The following is a 22927-nucleotide window of genomic DNA, read 5'->3' as shown; positions in this document are numbered from 1 at the left end:
CTTGCCCGCATGCATCAGCGAAATGCGGTCGCATCTCTCGGCTTCGTTCATGAAATGCGTCGAGATGAAGATCGTCACCTTCTGGTTGCGCGAGAGATCGATCAGATAGCGCCAGAACTGGTCGCGCATGATCGGGTCGACACCGGAGGTCGGCTCGTCGAGAATCAGGACTTCCGGCCGATGGATGACGGCGACCGCGAGCTGCAAACGCTGGCGAATGCCGAGCGGCAGGCTGTCCGGGTTCTGGTCCGCGACATCCGCAAGATCGAAGCTCCGCAGCACCTCTTCGATGCGGGGGCCCACCTGATCGCGCGGGAGTTCGAAGAGCTTGGCGTGCAGATCGAGATTCTGCCGCACGCTCAGTTCCGAATAGAGCGAGAAGGACTGCGACATGTAGCCGACGCGCCGGCGGGTTTCCATGTCGCTGGCATCGAGAGGCTCGCCGAAGAGCCGCGCCTCCCCCTCCGTCGCCGGCAGAAGCCCGGTCAGCATCTTCATGGTGGTCGTCTTGCCGCAACCGTTCGAGCCGAGGAAGCCGAATATCTCGCCCCGCTCGATCGCGAAACTCACATGATCCACGGCGACGAAATCGCCGAAGCGGCAGGTCAGGTCCTTCGCCTCGATCGCCGGCACGCCGTCGCCGTCATGCCGCGGCGGCACCACGACCGGAACATGCTGGGCGCGCAGTTCTTCCGGCAGGAGCGCGATGAAGGCTTCCTCGAGCGTCGTCTGTCCGGTTTGCACCTTCAGCTCGGCGGGGCTGCCGTATCCGATCAACTTGCCGGCATTCATGGCGGCCAGCCAGTCGAACCGGTCGGCCTCCTCCATATAGGCGGTCGCGACCACGACGCTCATGCCGGGCCGGCGCGCGCGCATACGGTCGATCAAATCCCAGAATTGACGGCGCGACAGCGGATCGACGCCAGTCGTCGGCTCGTCGAGAATGAGAAGATCCGGATCGTGGATCAGCGCACAGCAGAGCGCGAGCTTCTGCTTCATGCCGCCGGAAAGCTTGCCGGCCGGACGATCGGGAAAGGGGTCGAGGCCCGTCGCCTTCAGAAGCTCTGCGATCCTGTGTTCGCGCTCCGCCTTGCCCTGGCCGAAGAGCCTGCCGAAGAAGTCGAGGTTTTCGAAGACGGACAATGTCGGATAGAGATTGCGTCCCAGGCCCTGGGGCATATAGGCGATGCGCCTGTGGCTGTGGCTGCGGTGGATCGGATCGCGCATGTCGCCGCCGAGCGCGATGACGTCGCCCTGCTGGATCTTGCGGACGCCCGAGACCAGGGCGAGCAGCGTCGACTTGCCGACGCCGTCGGGCCCGATCAACCCGGCGATGATCCCCGCCGGTATCCGAAGCGAGATGTCGTCGACGGCCGCGACGCGGGCGTAGCGATGCTTCAGCGACCTGAGCTCGACGGCGAAGGCCTTGTCAGCGGGGCTCATCTGGCAGCTTTACGGCAAGCGTGGCGGGCCAATCGACACCCTGCTTATAACGGACATAGGCGACGCCGCGCACACCCGTCTTGACGACGGTCTCATAGCGCTTCAGCAAATCCGGATCGACGTTCAGCTTGACGCGGAACATCAGCTTTTCGCGTTCGTCCGCCGTCTCGACCGATTTCGGCGTGAACTGGGCATCCGCGGCGACGAAGGTGACCTTGGCCGGGACCACATATTGCGGCGCCGGATCGAGGACGAGCCGTGCGTCGTCGCCCATCCTCATTCCGCCCGCCACTTTCGCCGGCAGAAAGACCGTCATGTAGACGTCCGTCACGTCGAGAAGCGTCAGGATCGCCGTCCCCGCGCCGACGACTTCTCCGGGCTGGATGAGCTTGTACTGCACGCGGCCCGAGCGCGGCGCAACCAGAATGGCGTCGTCAAGGACCGTCTGAATTTGTTGAACCGTGGCCGCCGCCGCTTCTATGGCCGCGTCGGCCTGGCTGACGCTTGCGACGGCAGCATTATAACCGGCCTCGCCCGCGTCGAGCTGCGCGCGCGTCTGATCGAGCTGGTCGTTCGAGGCATAGCCCGATTTGTTGAGCTTCGACACGCGCGTGAACTGCCGGCGATAGAGAATCCGCTGCGCCTCGCGCTGCGCGACATTGGCGACGGCTTCTTCCTTCGCGCGGTTGGCGCTTTGCAACTGGGCCTTGGCCTGCAGGAACTGGGCTTCGACGTCGCGCGTATCCATGCGCGCCAGAACGGCCCCTGCCCGCACGAAATCGCCCTCTTCGGCGAGAACTTCCATGACGCGGCCCGATGTCTTGGCCGCGACCTGAACCTGCTCCGCCTCCAGCCGACCGTTGGTCTCGACAAACCCATCCGGCAATCCCGGGTGAGTCCATTGCCACCACGCATAGCCTGCGACGGCGATCAATATCACGGCCCCCAGCGCCGCGAGGAACAGGACCCTCTTACTCATAACCTTCTCCGCGGAACGGGGGTGCTCAGATATCGCCGTCGATGATGGTGTGGAGCGTCTCGATGTCATTGATGACGATCTGATGCGTATTCGGCACGGCGATGATGCCAGCACGTTTGAGATCGCTCAACGCCCGGCAGACCGTTTCGATGGTCAGACCAAGGTAATCGGCGATGTCCTGACGACCCATCGGCAGATCGACGCATGCCTTGCCCAGGGTGTCGGCATCGAGACGTTCGACCATCTGGATCAGGAATGACGCGATGCGTTCCTTGACGGTCTGGCGGCCGAGCATGACCAGATGGCTCTGGGCGCGCGACAGGCGCTGATGAAGCATCTTCGTCAATGTGCGCCGCAGGGCGCCGTCCTCTTCCTCGATGGACCTGACCTGGCTGCGCACATAACGAACGACCGTGACATTCGTGATGGCTTCGGCGCTGAAGGCGTAGTCGTCGAGATCGAGGAAGCCGAAGAGGTCGCCATCGAGATAGAAATCCGCGATCTGCCGGCGACCGTCGGGCAGAAGCTTGCAGAGCCGGACGGCGCCGCTCACAAGTTTGTAAGCGTATTTCGCCGTGTCGCCTTCGTTGAAGATCGTCTCGTTGCGGCCGAAGGCAACCGTGGCGCCCGTGTGGTGAAGGGCAGAGAGTTCATCGTCCGTCTGGATGTTTCGGGCGGCAATGCCCCCGACGATGACCGGCCAAGGACGCTTTGCCAGCGCGCCGCGAACCGTTGTTCCGTTGTGAGCCAGATTGGTCGCCATGACGAACCCCATTTCCCGATTAGCTTGTTCGATAGGGGGATCATGTCGGCCGAAACGCGGCAGCGAAATCCGCAATTCCACCTATAGGTGCTAATACCTATGCGCGGATTCCCTGCAGATTTGCCTGCAAAATGAGGCATTCTTCGTCTGTGAACTTATTTACAGAGCGCACTATTTCGTCGATCGCGTGGACGCAAGGCCCCCGCCGACATCCGCCACAACCGCTTGTGCCGGCCGCTCAGAACCGCCAGGCGAGACCTATATTCCCTGCGATGTCGTAGCTGCCGGCGCGGCCGAATGTGGAGGCGGCGGCGAGGATCAGGTTCAAATCTTCGCCGAGTGCGGCGCTCGCGCCCGCCTGCAGCTTGCCGTAGGTCTCGTGTCCACCACCCTCGATCGGCGTGTAGATCGGCAGGAGCGGCGACTGCGTTTCGGTGACGAGGAGTGTGCGGCTTCCCTCCTTGAATTCATGTTCGAGCGTCAGATTGATATAGGGGCTCGCGGTATCCGTTCCGAAGATACCGGGAAAGCGGAGCTGCAGGCCCGCGCTGCCGGTCAGGGCGTCGATGGACTGTTTGGCGACGTCGAAAGTCAGAAGCGGATCGCCCGTTTCGGTATAGGCGGCGACGTTCGATTTGCGCCAGGCGAGGCCGGCGAGCGGGCCGAACCGGAACGACGTGCCGTCGAAGAGCCAGCCAGCGCGCAGGGCGGCGCCATAACTGTCCGCATGCGTCTTCCCGCGGATCGTATCGACGACGCCCGGACGGTCGAGCCGGTACTCGCCGCGACCATATTGCGCCAGCACGTCGGCAAACCAGTTCGGATAATCGAGGCTCGCATAGGCGGCGAACTGATAATTGTCCGAGCGGATATTCCCGGCGTCGTCGGCAAGCTCCAGATGCGGGTTGGCGTAGTTGAAGGCGAGGCCGATGGAGACATGGCTGTCGAGCAGATAGTCGAGCCCGATGCTGCCGCCGCCACTTGTGTAGCGGTAGTCCGAGGTGTCGGCATTGCCGTCATGCCGGCCGGTCGCGCCCGTGGCCTCCACCGAGAGCAGGAGGCGGCGCGCGCCCATCGCAGGAACATCGCCGGCGGCCGACGCGACATCGACCGAATGCGGAAAGAGCGCGAGACGGTCGGCGGCGGCAAAGCGACGGCTGGCATCGAGGCGCCCGAACAGCATCGTCTCGAAATTCGACGTCATGGATTGCGCGAGGTCGGCCTGCGCCGGAAAGGTCGTCGGCGCCTGCAGGAGATTGTTCATGTATTTCGCGATGACCAGGAAAGCACCCGTCGTCGGATGCAGCCCGTCGAAGGTCGCGTTGGTATATTGCCCCGGCGAGGTCGGCGTCGCGCATTCGGGCGTCCCCTGGCAAGGGGTGGTGACGTCGGCAAAGCCGTAAAGCGCCGGGTTCGCGTTGATCTCTTCCGCCATGCGGCTCAGATTGAAAGTGAAGATCCTGACGCCCGCCTCGGCATAGGGAACGAGACTCTCCTGCACCGCCGGAAAGAGGACCGCGCCGTAAAGCTTGGCGGCGTCGATCGCCTCCTGCCCGAGAGAGCCGCTGGCGATGTTCGGGATCACGCTCGGATCGTCGAAGGTGCTCAGCATGAAGTTTCGAGCGCCGGCGTCGACGAGCTTGCCGATACCCGCCTCGATGTTTGCGGCCGCGGTCAGCGCGGTCGCGGGAGCGTCGGCGACGCTCAATCCGCCGGACGACATGCCGCCGTCGTTTCCGCCGATATTGATGACGACGAGATCGCGGGCGCCATATGTCTGACCGTGAGAGAGCGACCAGTCGATCTGTTCGCCATAGCCGAGCATCAGCGGCGGAAAGCCGGAGCCGGAATTCGCACCTGCAAAAGCGTAGTTGAGCATGCCTTCGTCGGGGATGCCGAGCAACGACTGCAGCGCCGTCGGATAGACCAAAAAGCCGAGCGGGCCGAGCCCGGTCGTCGAATGCCGCGGATAGTCCTCACCCGGCACGATCAGCGCACCGTTGACCAGGTTGCCATTGTCGGCATAGCTGTCGCCGAAGACGATGATCTGTCCATATTGCTCTTGTGCCGCGGCGGGCATCGCCATCGCAAACAGGCTTCCAAGAGCCGCGGCGAGCAACGACGGCAAGCCGGGCGACGCCGGGCGAGACGACAGCGGGCGCGCGCCCGGACGTGCAAACATCTTCATGATCCCCCCAAACCTTATTGTTCTCATTCTTCGCGGTTGGGAAAATTTTTCAAGCTTAACTCGCGGCATTCCAGCTCCCTGGCCCGCCTGCGACAGAAAGAACGGTGAATTTCCAGCCCCCATGCGTAAAAGACACAGGGGCTCGCATATCCGGCGAACGCAGCGAAACGACATGCGCTCCGCATAGGGATCATATGGACGTCATTGCGCCCGCATGACGTCCTCGGTGATACGCCATGCACCGTCGAGCCAGGCGACGATTTCATGCGCCGCCGGATGGTCGATCGCCCCATATTTGCCGCGCAGATGCGCCGCCGACTCGCCGAGCTGGTCGAGGCCCACATCCTGAAGCAGGATCAGGTCGCGGCGCAAGCGCGCGGCGAAGTCCGCCCCGAGGACGGCGGAGGCGGCCGTCTCGAAGGCCTTGCCATATTGATAATCCGCACCAAGACGGTAGCTTTCGGCAAGCGTCAACGCCGGAATGCGCGTCAGCACCGGCTGCAGGGCGGGGTTGACGCCATGCGCGGCAATCCAAGGCGCAATCGAGGCCGGGCGGCCGGTGAAGGCGCGCAGATGGAGAAAAGGCGACATGCGCGGCCCGTCATTGACCGGATAATTGTCCCAGAGGAATGGCTTGCGGCGCAGCTCCTCGCCGACACGGGCGAGATGGCCGGGGCTGTATTCGCGCGAACAGACTTCCTCGCCCGTCCAGAAAATCCCGATGGCGGGATCGAGCAATTCACCCAGCTTCCGAAGATAGCCTTCGGGCCTGCGGCCGAAGAGGCGGTCGAGCACCGGATCGTCGGTGTAGTAGCTGGGGCACATGACAATACGGCTCGCGCGGGTGCGGCTCGCGGCCCAGTCGACGACCGCCACCTGCGCCTCGGCGAGATCGGGCTGGCTCCCTTCCATATCGTCGAAGAGGATCGCGAGGTCATCGACGCCGAGCGCGTCGAAAAAGGCGAGCTTGCGCGCCAGCGCCTCTTTCGCGTCGGCATTGAAGTCGCGATAGATCTCGTAAGGGCTCAGGCCGACGCCGAAGCGTACGCCGGCGCCACGGCAATGCGCCGCGAGAGCCGCAAGGCCGTCCGCCATGTCGCGCGGATGATCCTCCTGCCAGCGGCGGCGCAAAAACGGATCGGCTTTCGGGGCATAGAGATAGAAGCCATAGCCATAGGGCGCGAGGAAGGACACCGTCTCCGCGCGGACGGCCCAGCTCCAGGGCCTGCCGTAATAGCCTTCGATGATGCCCAGCTCGACCGTCATGTCCCCTCCACCCTGCGAAACGGGGCAAAGCTACATCGCGTGTCGCCGACACGACCAGCGAAAGCGTGTGTCGGGATGAAGCATTTTCGCCCTCATCCATGAAATGGCGCTTCCCGTCCAACCGCTTGTCATTCTCCGGTGCTAGCGTACGCGGCAGGCCCTTTACAACATGGAAGGCATACCGCCATGAGCAGCTTCACGACGAAGGACGGCACGGAGCTCTATTACAACGACTGGGGCACGGGACAGCCCGTCGTCTTCAGCCACGGCTGGCCGCTCAGCGCGGACGCCTTCGAAAGCCAGATGTTCTTCCTCGCCTCGCAGGGTTATCGCTGCATCGCCCATGACAGGCGCGGACACGGGCGCTCGAGCCAGCCCTGGCAGGGCAACGACATGGACACCTATGCCGACGATCTCGCCGAGCTCGTCGCGCATCTCGACCTCAAGGACGCGATCCATGTCGGCCACTCGACCGGCGGCGGCGAGGTCGCGCGCTATATCGGCCGCCACGGCACGCAGAGGGTTGCCAAGGCCGTTCTGATCGGCGCCGTGCCGCCGTTGATGCTGAAGACGCCGGCCAATCCGGGCGGCCTGCCGATCGAGGTTTTCGACGGCATCCGCGCCGGCGTCGTCGCCGACCGCTCGCAATTCTTCAAGGACCTCACCCTGCCCTTCTACGGCTACAACCGGCCGGGCGCCAAAGTCTCGGAAGGCATCCGCGAAAGCTTCTGGCTGCAGGGCATGATGGCGGGCTTTCCGGCCTCCTATTTCTGCATCAAGGCCTTCTCGGAGACGGACCTCACCGAGGACCTGAAGAAGTTCGACGTGCCGACGCTGATCCTGCATGGCGACGACGACCAGATCGTGCCGATCGGCGCTTCCGCGATGCTGTCGTCGAAACTCGTCAAAGATGCGACGCTGAAAATCTATCCGGGCTTCTCGCACGGCATGTGCACGGTCAACGCGGAGACGATCAACGCCGACCTCCTCGCCTTCATCAAGGCGTGAGGCCTCCGGCGTTCAGGATCGTGACCCGGCGTCGCCCGCAAGGCGGCGCCGGACGGTTGCCGGCTATCGGCCAAAATGAATTATCGGGGGATTGGTGCGCCGAGAAGGATTCGAACCTCCGACCCTCAGATTCGTAGTCTGATGCTCTATCCAGCTGAGCTACCGGCGCTAACCGAAGGACGCAAGGCCGAAGCCGCGTCTCAAGGGCGGCGCCACTCTTAAAGGGAAGCGCCGTCGAAGGCAAGGGGTGCCGTCAGGCTTTTCGGCGTCTTTATTTTCCGTAGCGGTCCCTGTAAGCCACGGACGCACCTAGGCTTTCCGCCTCATAGACGCCGCGGGCAATCGAACGGGCCACGCAATCGGCAGCGACCGAGCCGAGCCAGGCGAGCCGGGCGGCGCGGTTTTCCGGGCCGAGCGGTCTTTTCCCCGTCGCCAGCACGAAAATCACGTCGCCATCGACCGGCGCGTGAACCGGTCGCACCGCGCGGGCGAGCCCGTCCTGCGCCATGATCGCGACACGGCGCGCCTCGGCCGGCGTGAGGTCCGCGTCGGTGGCGACGACGCCGATCGTGGTGTTGGTGCCGGGGGCGATGCCGGCAAGCGCCGCCTTCGTCTCGTCGAAGGGGTCGCGCGTCGCGAGGCCCGTCATGTCGGTCGGCCAGCCGCGCGCGCCGAACTCGCCGTCGATCTCGTAAGGCGCCGCCCAGAAGGCGCCGCTTCCCGGCATCACCACCGAGCCGAAAGGATTGACGGCGATCAGGGCGCCGACGGTGAAGCCCTCGCCCGTCGCCGAGGCCGAGCCGAGGCCGCCCTTGAGCGTGCCCGCTCGCGCGCCGAACCCCGCACCCGCATTGCCGAGCTTGAAATCGCGTCCGGCGTTCTCGCAGGCGGCGCGGCCCAGGGCTCGATAGGGCGGCTCCTCGCCCCAGTCCTTGTCGCCGCCATTGGTTAGGTCGAAGAGGATGGCGGCGGGAACGACCGGCGCGACCTTGGGCGAATTTCCGAGCGCAAATCCGCGCCCGCGCGCGCCAAGCCAGGCCACCGCGCCCGAGGCCGCGTCGAGCCCGTAGACCGAGCCGCCCGAGAGCACGAGCCCATGCACGGCATCGACGAGGCAGGTCGGATCGAGCGCGTCCGTCTCGCGCGTGCCGGGCCCGCCGCCGCGCACATCGACGGCGGCGACCGCCTGCGTGTCCGGCAGCACAACGGTGACGCCGCTCCGCATACGCACATCGTCGGCATTTCCGACACAGATGCCGTCCACATCGGTGATGAGGTTGAGCTTTCCCTTGCGGATGGTGCCGATGTTCATAAGCTGTCCCCGGATGGCCGCTTGGGCAGGGTGGGCGATGGCGGCGACGAGTGAAGGGGATTAGGTGATGCCGCTCAAGCGAATTCTGCCGGTCATTCTGGCGGCTCTTCTCGTCGTCGTGCTGTCGCTCTGGTGGACATTCGGCGAGGGCACGCGGCACGCCTATATGGTCGCCGCCGCCAACCCCTATGCGAGCGACGCGGGCGCCGAGATTCTCAAGGAAGGCGGCAGCGCCGTCGATGCGGCCATCGCCGTTCAGGCGGTGCTGACGCTCGTCGAGCCCGAATCATCGGGGCTCGCCGGCGGCGCCTTCATGCTGCATTGGTCGCCGGCCAGCGGAGAGCTCGACGCCTATGACGGCCGCGAGACGGCGCCGGCGGGCGCAACGCCCGACATGTTCCTCGACGCGGACAAGAAACCCTTCGGCTTCCGCGACGCCGTGCTGAGCGGCCGCTCGGTCGGCACGCCCGGCGCGGTGCGGCTTCTCTGGCTTGCACACCAGAAGCACGGGAAATTGCCCTGGGCCGATCTCTTCGAGCCGGCGATCCGGCTCGCGACGGAGGGCTTCAAGGTCTCGCCGAAACTCGCCGAGGCGATCGGGCGCGATCCGGTGCTCGCAACGCTTCCCGTGGTGCAGGATTATTTCTTCACGAAGGACGCGGAGGGCAACCGCGTACCGCTTCAGGCCGGCGCGGTGCTGAAGAACCCCGAACTCGCCGAGACGCTGAAGATCATCGCAGAAAAGGGCGCGGACGGCTTCTATGCCGGAACGGTCGCGCAGAAGATCGTCGACGCGGTCGCGCATGTCCCCTCCCTGCCCGGCACGCTGTCGCTCGCCGACCTCGCCGCCTATCAGGCGAAGGAACGCGAGCCCCTCTGCCGCGCCTATCGCGACCACCGTATCTGCACAATGCCGCCGCCGACATCGGGCGGCATCTCGACGCTGCAGATTCTCGGCATTCTCGAAAACTTCGACATGGGCCAGATCGAGCCCATGTCTCTCACCGCCGTGCATTTCATCGCCGAGGCCGAGAAGCTCGCCTATGCGGACCGGGCGAAATTTATCGGCGATCCCGATCAGGTTCATGTGCCCGTGGACTCGCTGCTCGAGGCGACCTATCTCAGGAAGCGCGCGGCGCTCATCGACCCGAGCCAGTCGATGGGACAGGCGGCGCCGGGCCAGATTTCCGACCGCCGTGCCGACGCCTACGGTCTCAATGGGGACATGTCGCGGCCTTCGACCAGCCATTTCAGCATTTACGATTCGAGGGGCGACGTCGTCTCTATGACCACCTCCGTCGAGGGGCCTTTCGGCAGCCATCTCATGGCCGCCGGCATGATCCTCAACAATCAGCTCACGGACTTTTCATTCGTGCCGGAAGTGAACGGGGCGCCCGTGGCCAACGCGATCGCGCCGGGCAAGCGGCCCCTGTCGGCCATGGACCCCGTCATCGTCTTCGACAAGGACGGCGATTTCTTCGCCGCCGTCGGGTCGCCCGGCGGCAGCCGCATCATCGGCTATGTGACCGAGACGTTGATCGCGCTCCTCGACTGGCATATGGACATGCAGAGCGCCGTGGCGCTGCCGCGTTTCGTCGATCGCAACGGCGCGCTGGAGATCGAACAGGGCACAACCCTCGAAAGACTCACGCCGCAACTCACACAGCTCGGACATGAGGTGAAGCCCGTCGAGTTGAAGAGCGGCTTGCACGGCATCCGCCTCACCGCGCAAGGGCTCGACGGCGGCGCCGATCCGCGCCGCGACGGCACGGTGGTCGGGGGATTGCACTGAGAAGCGTCAGTCCCTGGCCGCCGCGTAAGCGAGGCCGAGGAGCGCCGTGTCGCCGCGCATGATGGCATGGACGGGGACCGCGGCGAGGTAGCTCTCGAAGCGGCCTTTCGCCTCGAAATGTCGGCGGAAGAGCGCCTCGTCGAAAAGTCCGCAGCGGCGTTCGATCCAGCCGGGCACGATGCCGCCGCCGATGAAGAGGCCGCCCTTCGCGCCGAGCGTCAGCGCGAGATTGCCGGCGACCGCGCCGAGCCAGCCGCAGAACATCGAAACGGCCTCGATGGCGAGCGCCGAGCTTTTCGCTTCGGCCCAGTCGGAAATATCGGCGCCCGTCGGATGGCTGTCGACAGCGACGCCGTCGAGGGCGGCAAGCGACATGTAGAGCGAGACGAGGCCGGGGCCGGAAAGCACGCGCTCGACAGAGACGCGTCCGTGAATGCCCATCAGATGCGTAAGGACGGCGAGTTCGCGCGCGTCGGTCGGCGCGAGATCGACATGACCGCCCTCGCCGGGAACGGCGACGTAGCGGCCATGCCCGTCGGGCACGAGCGCGGCGACGCCGAGGCCGGTGCCTGCGCCAAGAATGCCGATGGGCGCGCGAGGATCGGCGGTGCCGCCGCCGACCGCATGGAGATCGGCCGGCGTCAGATGCGGCACGGCGAGCGCGAGCGCGGCGAAATCATTGACGAGCAGCGGTCGCGCGACGCCGGTCGCGGCCGCGAGCGCCGTTACCGAGACGTCCCAGGGGCAATTCGTCATGTGAATGCGCGCCTGCGCACCCTCGCCGATGACGGGCCCCGCCGCGCAAACGGCCACCGCGTCGAGAGAAGGCCTGCCCTTGCGATCCAGAAAGACGTCGAGCGCCGCTTCAAGGCCCAAATAATCGGCCGTCTGGAAAATTACGGGCGCTTCGATGTCGATATCGCCGCCGCGGAAGCGGGCCAGCGCGAAACGGGCATTGGTGCCGCCGATGTCGGAGACCAGAAAGAGACGATCGCTCACGCTCATTGGGCCGCGACGCCCGGCGTCGTCGATCTATTTCCTTCGGCCTCGCGGCAATCGAGCATCGTTCCCTCTCCCGGTATGCAGACGCGGAATGTCGTGCCCTTTTCCCCCGTCGTCAACATGTCGATGCGGCCGCCATGTCCGCGCGCGAGTTCGTCGGCGATGGCAAGGCCGAGGCCGGTGCCGCCCGCCCGTGCACTGCCGGCGAAGGGCTCGAAAAGATGGGCGCGCGCCTTTTCGGGAAGACCCGGCCCCGTATCGGCGATGTCGATATGAACATGATCGCCGGCCCGGCGGGCGCTTATGCGGATTTCGCCCTCGCCCGCGCTCCCGTCCTGAATGGCCTGCACCGCGTTTCGGCCGAGATTGAGCAGAATGCGAAAGAGATGGTCGCGGTCGGCCACGAGTTCAAAATCGCGAGGCACGTCGTTCATCCAACGCGTGCCACCGTCGACGGGAAGGCCGACGAGTTCGCACACGTCATCGACGAGGGGCGCAAGCAGGACCGGTGCGCGATGCGGCGGTTCCTCGTCGGCGCGACCGAAGCGAAGCGTCTTCGTGCAGAGGTCGATCGCGCGGTCGATCGAGGCGAAGAGACGCGGCGCCAGGTGCTGCACCGTCGGGTCGTTCACCGCGCCGATACGGTCGGAGATCAGTTGCGCATTGGCGAGGATGTTGCGGAGATCGTGATTGATCTTGCTCACCGCGGCGCCGAGAGAGGCAAGATGCGCGCGCTGGTTCAGCGTGGCGCGGATTTCGCGTTGCATGGCGCCCAGTTCGCGCTCGGCGACGCCGATCTCGTCCTCCCGCGCGGAGGGCGCGATGAGGCGGCGGGCATCTTCAGGGTTCTCGCGGAAGGCGACCATGTTTTCGGTGATGCGGCGCATCGGCCGCACGAAAACGAGATGCAGCACCAGATAGACGAGGCTCGCGGTCATGATGGAAATCACGAGGGAGAGCCAGAAGATGTTGGTTCCATAGCGCAGCATGGCCTGGCGCAGCGGCGTTTCGCCGACGACGATCTCGATGAAATCGCCGGCGCCGAAGCGCGGAGAGCCCGTCACCTCGATCACCCGCCCGTCGCCCGCGAAGAGCGTGTGGAACGCATCCATGATCAGCATCGGCGCCATTGCGTCGCGCAGGTCGTAGCGCGCGTCGATCTCGGGCGGCATCTTCTCGCTCAGGATCAGCCGGTGCCGCTCGTCGCGATGAAGCGAGACGGCATAGACCTGCGCGTTCTCGAGAAGCTCCTGTTGCAGGGCCGGCGAGATCATGTTGTCCGGCGTCGCCTCGAGCGCGAGCGCCGCGATCTGGGCCGCGTTCAGACGCTGTTCGAGCCACATCTTGCGGAAATTGGCGATGGACGGAACGAAGATCAGCACTTCGCTCAGCATCACGAAGAGGATGGTGAGGACGAGCAACCGCCGCGACAGGCTCTGACCCAGCCTGAAGCCGGGGCGCCTGAAACCGCTGCGCAAGCGCCCGACCCTGCCGTTCTCGATTTCGCTTTCGGCCATTCCGCTCCGCTCCCGCCCGGCCGCAATCCGCCAAGGCGATCTTATCGCAAATATGACGGGAGGGAGGAAGCCGGACGGCCGGCTATGCGCTCGTTGGGCCTCCGCCTCTTAGCCGAAGAGGCCGAGAAAGCGGACGATGGCGCGGGTTTTGGCGCTGAAGAGCGTCGGTGTGTAATAAGAGGAGGCGGCGCGTTTCGAGATTTCGGACAAGGTCGGATAGGGAGCGACGATGCCGGCCATGGCCGAGAGCTTCAGCGCCTGCGATTTCGCCAGCACCCAGGGCAGGATCAGTTCGCCCGCATGAGGACCGACGATGGTGCAGCCGAGGATGCGGCTGTGCATGTCGGTGACGAGCTTGATCTCGCCTTCCGTCTCGCGCTCCGCCTGGGCACGGTCGTTCTCGGCGAGATGCCAGCGCAGCACGTTGATCTTCATGTGACGAGCGCGGGCTTCGGCCTCGGTGATGCCGACATGGGCGAGTTCGGGATCGGTGTAGGTGACCCATGGAATCGCACCGTAATCGACCTTCGCCGGCAGGCGGAAGAGCGCGTTACGGATGACGATGCCGGCGTGATAATTCGCGACATGGGTGAACTGCAATCCGCCGATCGCATCGCCGATGGCGAAGACCCGCTTGTTCCTGGTGCGCAGCCGGTCGTCGACCTTGATGCCATGCGCGTCGGTCTCGATACCGGCCTTGTCGAGATCGAGGCCGTCGGTGGTCGGCTTGCGGCCCGTCGCGACGAGGAGATGCGTGCCCTCGATCGTGCTGGTCGTGCCGCCTTCCTCGACGGTGACGGAGATCCGACCGGCCTCGCCTTCGACGCGGGCGACCTTCGCGCCTTCGCGGATGTCGACGCCCTCGCGGATCAGGCGGTCGGCGACGAAGGCGGAAAGCTCGGGATCGTCCTTCGCCAGAACCTTCGCGGCCTCGATGACGGTCACTTTCGAGCCGAGGCGGCGATGGGCCTGCGCGAGCTCCATGCCGATGGGACCGCCGCCGATGACGATCAGATGATCCGGACGCGTCGTATTGTTGAAAATCGTTTCGTTGGTGAGGAACGGCACGCTGTCGAGACCCGGGATCGGCGGCACGGCGGGATGGGAGCCGGTGGCGACGACGAAACGCCTGGCTCTTATTTCCTTGCGGCCGGCGACGACGGTGCGCGCGTCCTTGAAGCGGGCATGCTCCTTGATGACGGTGACGCCGAGACCTTCGAAGCGAGCGATGGAATCGTTCGGCGCGATCGCCGCGATCACGCCCTTCACATGCGCGTTCACCTTCTCGAAATCGACCTTGGGCTTTGCCTTGCCGATGCCGAAAGGCTCGCCCTCGCCCATCATGTAGGCGTGTTTGGCGGCGGCGAGCAGCGCCTTCGACGGCACGCAGCCCGTATTGAGGCAATCGCCGCCCATTTCGCCGCGTTCGATGAGCACGGTACGAGCGCCCATCTGCGCCGCGCCGGCCGCGACCGACAGCCCTCCGGACCCTGCGCCGATGACACAGATATCGGCCTTGATCGTTTGCGCCATGTTCGGAATTCCGTTCAGTTCTTGCGAAGCCGGCGATAAAGCGCCGGAAGGAGGGAGAGAAGCGCGAGCGCCAATATAGGAAGGATCACCTGCGGCTCGAAGATCAAACCGAGGTTCGGACTTTCGCCGCGATCGAAGACGGCGCCGAGGCCCGCGCCGAGACTCGCGAAAACGAACGTCCCCGGGATGATGCCGATGAAGGTCGCCGCGATGAAGGTCGAAAGCCGCACACCGAGAAAGGCCGGCGCAAGATTGACCAGCACGAAGGGGAAGGCCGGCACGAGGCGCAGGAAGAGAAGATAGCTGAAGGCATTGGCGCGGAAGCCTTCTTCCATCCGCGCGACGGCGGAGCCTGCCTTGGCGCGCAGGAGATCGCCCAGTGCCGATTTCGCCGCGATGAAAAGAACGGTCGCGCCGGCCGTGGCGGCGATGACGGTCGCCGTTCCGCCGAGGATCGTGCCGAAGAGGAAACCGCCGGTCAGCGTCGCGATCAAGGCGCCGGGCAGCGAGAAGGCGACCATCAGGGCATAAAGCGCCATGTAGACGAGGAGCGCCCAAAGCCGGTTCGCCGCGACCCAATCGGCCAGCGCCTGGCGATTGTCGCGCAACGTATCGAGCGTCACATAGCGGTGGAGGCCGAGCGCGAAGAAGAGGCCGAAGCCCAGCGCCAGCACCGCCAGCGGCCAGAGGCGGCGGATCGAGAGGCGGCGCGCCGCGTCGGATGCCGGTGGATCTACTGTCATCGCCTCATTATCCTTTGCGAGGGTCGCGGCCGAATGGAACATAAAGAGAACATTCCTTTCACCGGCATTGGCCGAGACCATACGCGAAATTCGGCGCGGCGCAGCCGGCGAGCTTGCCGCCTCACCCGATTGTGAGCGGAGTTCAGGCGCCGTGAGACCGGCCTCTTTCATTGACTTCGGGCGGATTTATCGACTATACACCCCGCCAGACAGCCGTCAGGCGGCAACGCCGACGGCCTTTGTATTCCTGGCACCCCGAGGTGCCGGCAGGAGCAGCCCGAAAACGGGCGGGTTCCCGCCAGATCCGCCGGAGAAGAGACGTGAAACGCACCTATCAACCGAGCGAACTCGTCCGCAAGCACCGCCACGGTTTCCGTGCGCGCATGGCGACGAAGGGCGGCCGCAAGGTTATCGCTGCCCGCCGTTCGCGTGGACGCAAGCGGCTTTCGGCCTGATACGGCGACCCTTCTCCCGCGGGATTTCCGCGTGAACGGGCCGATACGCGAGGCCCCCTGGACAGCCATATGACCCGCCGCACCGACATCGCCAGATTGCGGAAGCGGCGCGACTTTCTCGCCGCCGCGGGAGGACGCAAATGGGCGGCGACGGGTCTCGTCCTGCAGGCGCTCGACCGCGCCGACGAGACCGAACCCCGCGTGGGCTTCACCGTTACCAAGAAAGTCGGCGGTGCCGTTGTCCGCAATCGCGCCAGGCGGCGCCTTAAGGCCGCCGCCTCCGAAATCCTTCCCGTTGCCGCCAAACAAGGCTACGACTACGTGCTCGTTGGCCGTGCGAGCACGTTGACGCGTGCATGGCCCGATCTCCTCGACGACCTGCGGGCCGCCATGACGAAAGTTCATGGCGCCAGACTTCACGGGCCGCAGCGCTCCGCGCGCGGCCACTCCTCCCAACGAGGCTCCGAGGACCGATCAGGTTCCGAGAGCAAGGAAGACACGTTTCATGGGTGACAATCGCAATTTTCTCATCGCCATCCTGCTGTCGGTGCTCGTCTTCGTGGGCTGGCAGCATTTCGTGGTGACGCCGCGCATGGAGGCGGAAAAGGCGCGCCAGGCTCAAACACAGCCGACCCAGTCCCAGGCGACCGGCGCAAATGGCGCCAAGCTTCCCGAGGTGCAGGGCGGCCCGGCCTCCGTGCCGTCGAGCGGGGCGACGATCGCCGCGATGCAGCTCACCCGCGACGAAGCGCTGAAGCAGAGCCCGCGCGTCGCCATCAACTCCGATGAGGTCGACGGCTCGATCTCGCTCAAGGGCGCGCGCATCGACGATCTCCATCTGCGCAAATATCGGGAAACGGTCGACAAGACGAGCCCCGAGATCACGCTGCTTTCGCCGGCCCGCAGCGACAAGCCCTACTTCGCCGAATTCGGCTATGTCGCGGCGCCGGGCACGCAGACGAAACTTCCCTCGAGCGACACGCCCTGGCAGGTCGCGGCGGGCGAGCAGCTCACGCCGAAGACGCCGCTGACGCTCGTCTGGGACAATGGCGAGGGTCTCGTCTTCCACCGCACGATTTCGCTCGACGAGCATTTTCTTTTTACCATCTCCGACACCGTCGAGAACAAGTCGGGCGCGGCCGTCACGCTTTATCCTTACGGCCTCGTTTCGCGCACGGGCCAGCCCGACACCAAGGCTTTCTACATCCTGCATGAAGGCTTCATCGGCGAGTTCAAGACCAATGGCGAGACGGCGATCAAATACGCCTCCGCCGTCAAGGACGGCGCGCAGACCGTTTCCGACAGCGAAGGCTGGCTCGGCATCACCGACAAATACTGGGCGACGGCGCTGGTGCCGGAAGCGGGCCGCGCCTTCGTCGCGCATTTCAACGCCGAGCCGGGCGCGACGCCCGATCCGCAGCATGAACGCTTCCAGGCGGATTTCCGCTACGAGGCGCTGACCGTCGCGCCCAATTCGAGCGCCACCGTCAACAACCGCCTCTTCGCGGGCGCCAAGGTTTCCAAGATCATCGATCAGTACAAGGATCAGGGCATCTATCGCTTCAACCTGCTGATCGACTGGGGCTGGTTCTGGTTCCTGACGCAGCCGGTGTTCAAGGCGATCGATCTCATCGCGCGCGAGGTCGGCAATTTCGGCATCGCGATCCTGATCATCACCGTGCTCTTCAAGGCCGCCTTCTTCCCGCTCGCCAATCGCTCCTATGAGTCGATGTCGAAGATGAAGAAGTTGCAGCCCGAGATGGAACGCATCAAGGAAGTCCACAAGGACGACAAGATGCGCCAGCAGCAGGAGATCATGGAGCTCTACAGGAAAGAGAAGGTCAATCCGATCGCCGGCTGCCTGCCGATGGTGATCCAGATTCCGGTCTTCTTCTCGCTCTACAAGGTTCTCTTCGTCACCATCGAAATGCGGCATGCGCCGTTCTTCGGCTGGATCCACGATCTCTCGGCGCCGGATCCGACGACGATCTTCAATCTCTTCGGTCTCATCCCGTGGATGCCGCCGGCCTTCCTGATGATCGGTCTCTGGCCGCTCATCATGGGCTTCACCATGTTCGTGACGCAGCGCATGAACCCCGCGCCCGCCGACCCGATCCAGCAGCAGATCTTCACCTGGATGCCGGTGATCTTCACCTTCATGCTGGCGAGCTTCCCGGCCGGTCTCGTCATCTACTGGGCCTGGAACAACACGCTCTCGGCGCTGCAGCAGGGCATCATCATGCGGCGGCAGGGCGTGCCGATCGAGATTTTCAGCAATCTCGGCTTCGACAAGATCTTCGCGCGGCGCGGTGCCGGCGACGACAAGCCGTGACGTCATGACCGGCAAGGGGCCCAACACGTCGGAAAGCCCGGCGCCGGAGAAGGCGAGCCTCGAAGGCAAGGGGCTCGTCACGCAGAGCCTCGAAGCCGGGCGCAAGCTCTTTGCGGGGCCGTGCGAATTCATGCGCGGGGTCGTCGATCTCGACGGTCTCCCGCCGATCAGCGCCCCCGAGATCGCCTTTGCCGGCCGCTCCAATGTCGGCAAGTCGAGCCTCGTCAACGCGCTGACCGGCCGCTCGACGCTGGCGCGTACCTCGAACACGCCGGGCCGCACACAGCAATTGAACTTCTTCGCGCTCGGCCAGCCCGAACAGCCCGCCCTCGTTCTCGTCGACCTGCCGGGCTACGGCTATGCGCGCGAGACCAAGGCGACCGTCGCCGCCTGGACGCGGCTCGTGATGGACTATCTCCGGGGCCGGACCTCGCTCCGCCGGGTCATCGTGCTCATCGACGCGCGGCATGGGCTGAAGGAGAACGATCACGAGACGATGAAGCTGCTCGACACCGCCGCCGTCTCCTACCAGGTCGTGCTCACCAAGACCGACAAGCTGAAGCCCGGCGAACTCGCCCAGCGGCTCGAAGAGGTCAAGGCCGGCGTCCGGCGCCATGTCGCGGCCCACCCGACGGTGATCGCAACCTCCTCCGTCAAGGGCGAGGGCATCGCCGAGCTCAGGGCCGAAATTGCCGGATTGGCCGATCCGCAAGCCATCGGCTATAAAGCGCGGGAACAATAAGCGGGGAGCGCGCTCTTCATGTCGGACCACCACCACACGCATAACCCGGCCGAAGACGCCAAGGACATGGAGCGGGCGCGGGTGCTCTCCGAGGCGCTGCCCTTCATGCAGCAATACGACAAGAAGACCATCGTCGTGAAATATGGCGGTCATGCCATGGGCGACGAGGCGCTGGGTCTCGAATTCGCGCGCGACATCGTGCTGCTGAAGCAGTCGGGTGTCGATCCGATCGTCGTGCATGGCGGAGGCCCGCAGATCGGCGCGATGTTGACGCGGCTCGGCATCAAGAGCGAGTTTTCCGGCGGGCTGCGCATCACCGACAAGGCGACCGTCGAGGTCGTCGAGATGGTGCTGGCCGGCTCGATCAACAAGAATCTCGTCTCGCTCCTCAACCGCGCCGGCGGTCAGGCCGTCGGACTCTGCGGCAAGGACGGCAATCTCATCGTCGCGAAAAAGGTCGAGCAGAAGATTCACGACCCGGAATCGAACATCGAGAAAATCCTCGATCTCGGCTTCGTCGGCGAGCCGGCGAAGATCAATCCGCAGATACTGCAGACGATCATCGCATCGGACATCATCCCGGTGATCGCGCCTGTCGGCGTCGCGCCGAACGGCGACACCTACAACATCAACGCCGACACGGCGGCCGGCGCCATCGCCGGCGCAATGGGCGCGACGCGCCTCCTCCTCCTCACCGACGTGCGCGGCGTGCTCGACAAGCAGGGCAACCTGATCGAGGAGCTGACCGTCGACGAAGCCAAGGCGCTCATCAAGGACGGCACGATCTCCGGCGGCATGATCCCAAAGATCGAAACCTGCATCGACGCGGTCGAGGGCGGCGTCGAGGCCGTCGTCATCATCGACGGGCGGGTCCGCCACTCGGTGTTGCTCGAGCTCTTCACCGAGCACGGTGCCGGCACGCTGATCCAGAAGAAGGCCTCGGCTTGAGGGGAGCGGGGCAATGCCTCTTTCTCAAGCCCTCCCCCCTTGAGGGGGAGGGTTGGGAGGGGGGTAGGCGCCGGGCAAGGAAGAAGAAGGAGTCTTCCGAAGAAGCCCCCCCACCCGGAACGCTGCGCGTTCCGACCTCCCCCTCAGGGGGGGAGGTAAAAGTCTTCGCATGCATCGCCCTCCTCTGCCTGCTCTTCCTCCCCTCTCCCGCCCATGCCGACTACAAGCTCTGCAACGCGACGAGCTATGTATTGCAGGGGGCAGTCGGACTGCAGGGCGAGGCGCCGGCAACCGAATGGCATTCGCAAGGGTGGACGCGCGTCCTGCCCGGAAGCTGCGCCAGCCTGCTCGCTGGCCCGGTCAAAACCGCGAGCTATTTCGTCTTCGCGCGGTCGATGGACGTGCATCAGGGGCCGGCGAAATACTTCTCCGGCAATGAACGCTTCTGCACGATCCCGAAAGACTTCTTCATTACCGGCCGCGACAACTGCGCGCTGCGCGGCTACGAGTCGAACGAGTTCATCCGCGTCGAGGCGCGAGCGGGCGACGACTGGACGACGACCTTCGGCGAGCCGCGCAATTATTCGCTCGACGAGGCCCGCGTCGCCGGCGTGCAGCGGCTGTTGCACGACAACGGCTTCCGCATCGCCAAGATCGACGGTTATGCGGCCAAGGCGACGCTGCGCTCGGTGATGGCCTTTCAGCGGGCAACCGGGCACGAGCCCACGGGCGAGATCGACGAGACGCTGATCGGCCAGCTCATTGCGGGCGCCGAGGAGGAGCAGAAGCGCAGCGGACTCAATCTCTGCAACAAGACGAACTATCTCATCTGGGCGGCGGTGGGCTTCCGCGGACCGGAGGACGACATGTCGAGCGGGTGGATTCGCATCGAACCATCGGCTTGCGTCAAGGCGATCAAAGGCAAGCTCACGCAGCCGAGCTACGCCATCTATGCCGAAGCCGTGGACGACAAGGGCCAGATGGCGCGCCAGGACGGCCGCCCACTCGTCTGGTCGGGGACGGAAAGCTATTGCACCAAGACCACGCGATTCGAGATCAGGGGGCGCGACGCCTGCGTCTCGCGCGGCTATGACGAGAAGCGCTTCATGCGCGTCGACACAGGCGGCAAGCCCGTCTTCGACGTGACGCTGAAATAGGTTCTCAGCTTTCGGGAATGCCGAAATATTGCAGATGCCAGAGCATCTCCGGCTCCTCCATCGGATAGCCGATGCCGGCGCGCGGAAGGACGCGGGCGTCGATCGGAACATTCGCAACAAAAATCTGGATTGCGAGCGCCGTGCGCATCGTAAGACCCGCCTTCCAGCAAAGCGCCGCGATACCCTTCCCGCTCTTCACGTCGATAACGCGAGCGACGATCGGCTCCGGTGCGCCGCAGAGAAGCGAGAGGGAGAGCGTCACCGCGCTCTTCTGCTTCAGGGACGCGGCCTTGGTGACGAGATCGTCGCCAAGCGTTCCGGCAGCGAAGGCTTTCTTGACGCCGGCGAGGATCGCGTCGGGCGCCGTGTCCGGCGCATCGCCTTCGATACGGGTCTGGGTGCGCGCCTTCAGCCATGTCTGGGTTTCGGCGTCGAGCTTGTGGCGCCGGCCGATCTCCTCGACCAGCGCTCGCGAAACAAAAACCGCGATGCGCCGGATGGCGCGGAGCGACAACGCCGGCCGCATGACAAGCGGCAGGTGCCAGGCCTCGATCGTCGCGGCTTCGGAGACGATCCGGTCGAGCGTGTCCTCGCGAATGTCGGCGCGCGGATTGGCGAGGAGCTGGGCGATGGCCGGGATGTCGAGCGTCGCGACGATGGCATCGGCAAGGCCGCCGCCGACCTCGCGGCGCCGGGCGATGGCTTCAATGGCGCCCTGGACACGCGTCGTCGCCACGATCTCGATAAGGTCTTCGTCGGAGAGAAGCGGCGAATATTCGAGCACCGGTCCACAGACCACGAGTTCCGCGTCCCGAGCGAGCCGCACCGCCAGACGTTTGGGAATATTCGGGCAGGATTTGATTTCCTCGGCGACGATACGGCGCACGCGCACGAGTTCGTCGCGGGCGAGCTTTTCGAGAAGCAGCATCATGCGGTCGCGCATGTGGCTGCGCTCTCGTTCGGACATGTCGGGCACGATGCGGGCGATCTTGCGCGCCAGCTCGGCGCGCACCTCGCCGTCGCGATCGACATGGAGAAGTTCGTCGGCCTGGATAGGCGTCGCGGCGTTCGCGGCGACCAGAGACCGCACGGAGGCGTCGTCGTCGCCCGCGAGATAATAGAGCGTCTCGGGCGGCGCATCGGCGCGGGCGGCGAGCTCGCGCTTCGCCGCGAGCGACTGGCTCTCGAGTGCCTGACGCGCATCCTCGTAGCGAAGCTCCGAGGGGAGTTTCCGGCGGGAGAAAAACTCTTTCAGGCGGTCGAGGCGCATCGGCGGAGTCTCGCGGGCCGCCGCTTAAATCCCCGTTAAGAAATTCCTCCGAGCTTTACACGCTTGCCAGAGAAGCGGCGACGCGGCACATATGGATCACGCCATTTCCGCCCCTCATCGGCCCATGCTCATGGTTTCTTCCGTCAGACAATCTTTACCATCCGGGCATGCTGCGGATTTCGGCCATGTCGAGCACTGGGTCTTCGATCTCGACAACACGCTCTATCCGCCGGAATGCGATCTCTTCGCGCAGATCGACGAGAAGATGTGCGATTTCATCATGGGGCTTCTGGCCGTCGACGCGATCGAGGCAAGGCGCGTGCAGAAAGATTTCTATGTCGAGCACGGGACGACGCTTGCAGGATTGATGGCCGTTCACGGGATCGAGCCCGGACGCTTCCTCGCCCATGTTCATGACATCGATGTCGGCGTCGTCGCGCCCGACGCGGCACTCGGCCGCGCCATCGCCGCGCTGCC

General features: G+C 65.0%; 19 protein-coding genes, 1 tRNA gene and 1 pseudogene. 9 read left to right on the top strand and 12 right to left on the bottom strand.

Annotation, left to right across the window (positions count from 1 at the left end; all coding sequences use genetic code 11):
* The 5 genes from VMR03_RS04205 to VMR03_RS04185 all read right to left on the bottom strand — a co-directional run.
* On the bottom strand, positions 1-1443 hold a 1443-nt coding region (locus tag VMR03_RS04205; protein WP_325402592.1), incomplete at its 3' end, for an ATP-binding cassette domain-containing protein.
* Positions 1430-2422, bottom strand: coding sequence for an HlyD family secretion protein (locus tag VMR03_RS04200; protein ID WP_325402590.1), 993 nt, complete (start codon positions 2420-2422; stop codon positions 1430-1432). The genes VMR03_RS04205 and VMR03_RS04200, both read right to left, overlap by 14 nt.
* Before the next feature lie 25 nt (positions 2423-2447).
* Positions 2448-3185, bottom strand: a complete 738-nt coding sequence (locus VMR03_RS04195; protein ID WP_325402588.1) for a helix-turn-helix domain-containing protein — start codon at positions 3183-3185, stop codon at positions 2448-2450.
* A gap of 238 nt (positions 3186-3423) precedes the next feature.
* On the bottom strand, positions 3424-5373 hold the full coding sequence (locus tag VMR03_RS04190; RefSeq protein ID WP_325402586.1) for an autotransporter domain-containing protein: 1950 nt from the start codon (positions 5371-5373) through the stop codon (positions 3424-3426).
* A 201-nt stretch (positions 5374-5574) separates the two neighbouring features.
* Positions 5575-6639 (bottom strand): beta-N-acetylglucosaminidase domain-containing protein, encoded by a 1065-nt coding sequence (locus VMR03_RS04185; RefSeq protein WP_325402584.1) that lies wholly within the window; start codon positions 6637-6639, stop codon positions 5575-5577.
* A gap of 186 nt (positions 6640-6825) precedes the next feature.
* Here VMR03_RS04185 and VMR03_RS04180 point away from each other — a divergent pair, with 186 nt between their 5' ends.
* The gene (locus tag VMR03_RS04180; RefSeq protein WP_325402582.1) at positions 6826-7647 is read left to right on the top strand and encodes an alpha/beta hydrolase; all 822 of its coding nucleotides are present in this window, start codon (positions 6826-6828) and stop codon (positions 7645-7647) included.
* A 92-nt stretch (positions 7648-7739) separates the two neighbouring features.
* Here the strand turns inward: VMR03_RS04180 and VMR03_RS04175 are convergent.
* Positions 7740-7816: transfer RNA gene (locus VMR03_RS04175), tRNA-Arg, on the bottom strand.
* Between the two features lie 102 nt (positions 7817-7918).
* Positions 7919-8959, bottom strand: a complete 1041-nt coding sequence (locus VMR03_RS04170; protein WP_325402581.1) for a P1 family peptidase — start codon at positions 8957-8959, stop codon at positions 7919-7921.
* A 67-nt stretch (positions 8960-9026) separates the two neighbouring features.
* On the opposite strand from VMR03_RS04170, the gene ggt reads away from it, so the two are divergent.
* Positions 9027-10751, top strand: a complete 1725-nt coding sequence (gene ggt, locus VMR03_RS04165; RefSeq protein WP_325402579.1) for a gamma-glutamyltransferase — start codon at positions 9027-9029, stop codon at positions 10749-10751.
* 6 nt (positions 10752-10757) lie between these two features.
* On the opposite strand, the gene glk is transcribed toward ggt, so the two are convergent.
* The 4 genes from glk to VMR03_RS04145 all read right to left on the bottom strand — a co-directional run bounded on the left by glk (position 10758) and on the right by VMR03_RS04145 (position 15546).
* Entirely contained in the window at positions 10758-11756 is a 999-nt protein-coding gene (glk, locus tag VMR03_RS04160) for a glucokinase (RefSeq protein ID WP_325402577.1), read from the bottom strand.
* Entirely contained in the window at positions 11753-13270 is a 1518-nt protein-coding gene (locus VMR03_RS04155) for an ATP-binding protein (RefSeq protein WP_325402575.1), read from the bottom strand. The genes glk and VMR03_RS04155 overlap by 4 nt, the downstream gene beginning before the upstream one ends.
* 108 nt (positions 13271-13378) lie before the next feature.
* Complete coding sequence (locus VMR03_RS04150) at positions 13379-14803, bottom strand: dihydrolipoyl dehydrogenase family protein (protein WP_325402574.1); 1425 nt, start codon at positions 14801-14803, stop codon at positions 13379-13381.
* A 14-nt stretch (positions 14804-14817) separates the two neighbouring features.
* A complete protein-coding gene (locus tag VMR03_RS04145) occupies positions 14818-15546 on the bottom strand; it encodes a TVP38/TMEM64 family protein (RefSeq protein WP_325402572.1) in 729 nt (242 codons plus the stop codon).
* Positions 15547-15866: 320 nt separating this feature from the next.
* Here VMR03_RS04145 and rpmH point away from each other — a divergent pair, with 320 nt between their 5' ends.
* From rpmH to VMR03_RS04115, 6 genes are all read left to right on the top strand, one after another.
* Positions 15867-16001: a 50S ribosomal protein L34 gene (rpmH, locus tag VMR03_RS04140; protein WP_325402570.1), complete on the top strand. Its 135-nt coding sequence runs from the start codon at positions 15867-15869 to the stop codon at positions 15999-16001.
* Positions 16002-16070: 69 nt separating this feature from the next.
* Positions 16071-16514 (top strand): ribonuclease P protein component, encoded by a 444-nt coding sequence (gene rnpA / locus VMR03_RS04135; RefSeq protein WP_325402568.1) that lies wholly within the window; start codon positions 16071-16073, stop codon positions 16512-16514.
* The gene (yidC, locus tag VMR03_RS04130) at positions 16507-18333 is read left to right on the top strand and encodes a membrane protein insertase YidC (RefSeq protein ID WP_325402566.1); all 1827 of its coding nucleotides are present in this window, start codon (positions 16507-16509) and stop codon (positions 18331-18333) included. Before rnpA ends, yidC begins: the two co-directional genes overlap by 8 nt.
* A complete protein-coding gene (yihA, locus tag VMR03_RS04125) occupies positions 18278-19075 on the top strand; it encodes a ribosome biogenesis GTP-binding protein YihA/YsxC (protein ID WP_414693145.1) in 798 nt (265 codons plus the stop codon). The genes yidC and yihA overlap by 56 nt, the downstream gene beginning before the upstream one ends.
* 18 nt (positions 19076-19093) lie before the next feature.
* Entirely contained in the window at positions 19094-20023 is a 930-nt protein-coding gene (argB, locus tag VMR03_RS04120) for an acetylglutamate kinase (RefSeq protein ID WP_325402562.1), read from the top strand.
* Positions 20020-21180: a DUF1036 domain-containing protein gene (locus VMR03_RS04115; protein ID WP_325402560.1), complete on the top strand. Its 1161-nt coding sequence runs from the start codon at positions 20020-20022 to the stop codon at positions 21178-21180. Before argB ends, VMR03_RS04115 begins: the two co-directional genes overlap by 4 nt.
* 4 nt (positions 21181-21184) lie before the next feature.
* Here VMR03_RS04115 and VMR03_RS04110 read toward each other — a convergent pair whose 3' ends face one another.
* Entirely contained in the window at positions 21185-22450 is a 1266-nt protein-coding gene (locus VMR03_RS04110; protein ID WP_325402558.1) for a DUF2336 domain-containing protein, read from the bottom strand.
* Between the two features lie 130 nt (positions 22451-22580).
* Here VMR03_RS04110 and VMR03_RS04105 point away from each other — a divergent pair.
* Positions 22581-22927, top strand: a pseudogene (locus VMR03_RS04105) (pyrimidine 5'-nucleotidase); the annotation flags it as partial.

Origin of the sequence: Parvibaculum sp. (assembly GCF_035511255.1) — a bacterium.
Taxonomy (GTDB): Bacteria; Pseudomonadota; Alphaproteobacteria; order Parvibaculales; family Parvibaculaceae; genus Parvibaculum.
Note: the sequence above shows the minus strand (reverse complement) of the source record. Positions and strands in the feature narration are given on the sequence as shown.